The sequence below is a fragment of the Pseudoxanthomonas broegbernensis genome (genome assembly GCF_014202435.1).
In the GTDB taxonomy this organism is placed as follows: Bacteria; Pseudomonadota; Gammaproteobacteria; order Xanthomonadales; family Xanthomonadaceae; genus Pseudoxanthomonas; species Pseudoxanthomonas broegbernensis.
The window spans coordinates 1-2,447 of sequence record NZ_JACHGU010000025.1; the positions used below are offsets into that span (position 1 = coordinate 1).

Below are 2,447 nucleotides of genomic sequence, written 5' to 3' on the forward strand. Positions count from 1 at the left end.
GTGGCCACCGAGCCGCCATAGGTATGCGTGGCCCGGTTGCCGCGGCCGCTGTACGTGTAGCCGTGGCTGGCCATGGCCGTGGTGCGGTTGTTGCCCGTACTGACCGTCAGCAGGTCGTTGGTGGTCCACTGGTGCCGGGTCTTGTTGCCGTTGGCGTCCCACTCCAGCACCTGGTTGCCCGAGGGCGAGGTCACCGCGGTCAGGCGGTTGAGGGCGTCGTAGGCATAGGCCTGAGTCAGGCTGGTATCGATGTAGTGGGTCGTCTGGGTGGCCCGGTCGTTGGCGTCGTAGGTGCGCAGCAGGCTCTGGAGCGTGGTGCCGCCGTTCATGGTGGTGATGCCGGTCAGGCGTCCGTCGCCCACGAAGTAGTTTTGATCATAGTTGTAATTGCGTGTTAAGCCACTGCCGTAGGTCCAGCCCGTGGCCGGGCCGAAGGGGCGGTACTGGGCGCCGGCAACGATGGTGCTCGTCGTGCCCCCGATGGTGACCGTCATCCCGGTCAGCCTGCCGTGGGTGTAGGAGTAGCCCGTGGCCACTGCGCCGGGATAGGTGATGGCACCCAGGCGGCCCACGACATCGTAGGCATAGGTGGTGGCATGGCTGGTCGGGACGCCGCTGACGGTGATCGCCTCGGTGCGCTGACGCAGGCGGCCATCGGGCTCGTAGGTGAAACCCGTGGTGGTCCCCGGGCTGCTGGCGCTGCAGATCCTTCCCTTGCCGTTGGTGCAACTGTCGTAGGCGTAGCCCAATACCTGCGTGCCTACCGTGGCGCTCTTCAGGCGTCCCACGGAATCATAGGCGTAGTCGGTGACACCGCCCCCGGAGCGGGTCATCTGGGTCATCAGGCCGCTGGCGGTGTGGGTGAAGGTGGTGGTGCCCGTCTCCGGGCTGGTCCGGCTCCACATCTGGCCGAGGCCATCGAGCGTATGAACACCTCCACTGTCCTGCCTGCCGCCGTGGCCCTGAGCAAAGAAGAGACCGCATTTTTCGTGCAGATGGGTGCGCGCATCGCGCAACTGCGCAAGCACCAGGGCATCACCCAGGCCCAGCTTGCCGAGTGGCTAGGGGTCTCGCAGCAGACCATCACGGCCTACGAGGTCGGCCGCCGGCGCATCCAGGTCTCTGCCCTGCCGACGATCGCGCGGGCGCTGGGCGTGTCAGTGGAAGAACTGATCGGCGCGCCGACCACACCCGCCAAGCGCGGCCCGGCGCCGAAGCTGCAACAGCAGCTCGAACGCATCACCCGCCTGCCCAAGGCACAGCAGCGGTTCGTCATGCAAATGATCGACACCGTGCTGCAACAGCAAACGGCTGGCCGCTAAACAAAAACCCCGCCGGTGAGGGCGGGGTTTCTGATTCATGGAGCCAAGAGTTTTGCCTCAAGCTCTGGGCAATATTCACTCTGTTTAGCAAGTTGGCAGATGCCGTTGATTCGCAAGTCCTGCATGTCGCCACTCGACAATTCGCCTCGACGCTTCAGGTCGGAAGCGATCACCATGAATGACAGCACCTCAGGAACACCGCCACGCACATCAAGTTCACCGCGGAGGCGCGCCAAGAAGCCCTTGCCCTCTTTCCCGAAGGCATCGTTCAAGCCACTGTATGGCGGATGACGCCGGTTGGCTTGGAAGAACAACTCAACCTTTTCTCCTGCATCCAACCGACTGAACGCAAGTGTTCTCTCGCCTTCGGGAAGCTGACGCAGTTCCATCAACTTCCCCCCGGACGGCTCACTCGCACAGGCATTGACTGCGAGCAGCATCAGTACAAGGAAAGCATTATTTCGCGCAGCCACAAGGATCGCCTCCCTGAGATTGAAGATCGTTGAGGATCTTCGCGCCCATATCAAAGCCTGCAACCTCGAAGGGATTGTTTCGGTAGGCGTCGTATTCAGACATGCCCGCCCTGATATTCGCCTTGTATGCGGCGTTATAGCGACGTGCCAACCCAATCACGCCGTATTGGTCGTACTGCGTAGAGTGCACGATCTCGTGACCGATCAACGAAATTCCCCCAATCGTATCGGGAGCATCGATTCCAGGTGCCATGTAGATGGTGTTCTTGAAGGTCCACGCATCAGCACCTTCAGCACCGCCCTTCCTCGCGAGGTAGGGGATGCCATCTTTGATGTCGATCTTGCTGAGGTCTTTGTTTGGGAAGTACTTGGAGAGAATGCCGCTCTCGCAATCAGTCAAAGCTCGCAAACCAAGCGGATCGACAAACGATATTGGATTCCCCCCAACATAGGCATACGGATTCAACCCGCCCGCCAGTCCGATCGGATCGACCTGCGTGTACGCCCCCAGCCGCGCGTCGTAATACCGGTTCATGTTGTACCAGAGGTTGCTTTCTTGATCGTAGTACTGCCCCGGGAAGCCGATGTTAAGCCCGCCGATGCTGTCCGTGGTCACCGCCCGGTCCCAGCCGTAGTTGCTGGCCCGCCACAC

3 protein-coding genes and 1 pseudogene are annotated in these 2,447 nt (G+C 61.5%); 1 reads left to right on the forward strand and 3 read right to left on the reverse strand.

Translation table 11 applies throughout. From position 1 onward, the window contains the following. Window positions 1-905: pseudogene (locus HNR76_RS15210) on the reverse strand (hypothetical protein); the annotation flags it as partial. Between the two features lie 21 nt (window positions 906-926). Here HNR76_RS15210 and HNR76_RS15215 point away from each other — a divergent pair. Continuing rightward, window positions 927-1,322 (forward strand): helix-turn-helix domain-containing protein, encoded by a 396-nt coding sequence (locus HNR76_RS15215; protein WP_162309419.1) that lies wholly within the window; start codon window positions 927-929, stop codon window positions 1,320-1,322. A 35-nt stretch (window positions 1,323-1,357) separates the two neighbouring features. On the opposite strand, the gene HNR76_RS15220 is transcribed toward HNR76_RS15215, so the two are convergent. Together HNR76_RS15220 and HNR76_RS15635 are read right to left on the reverse strand one after the other, a co-directional pair. After that, entirely contained in the window at window positions 1,358-1,711 is a 354-nt protein-coding gene (locus HNR76_RS15220; protein ID WP_162309420.1) for a hypothetical protein, read from the reverse strand. Between the two features lie 67 nt (window positions 1,712-1,778). Continuing rightward, window positions 1,779-2,447 (reverse strand): RHS repeat-associated core domain-containing protein (locus tag HNR76_RS15635; protein ID WP_183982374.1); only part of this gene is annotated, 669 nt, incomplete at its 5' end.

Excerpts from the sequence above, each read along its gene's own strand:
- HNR76_RS15220 (WP_162309420.1), bottom strand. The coding sequence starts at position 1,711 with ATGGAACTGCGTCAGCTTCCCGAAGGCGAGAGAACACTTGCGTTCAGT.
- HNR76_RS15215 (WP_162309419.1), top strand. The coding sequence starts at position 927 with ATGAACACCTCCACTGTCCTGCCTGCCGCCGTGGCCCTGAGCAAAGAA.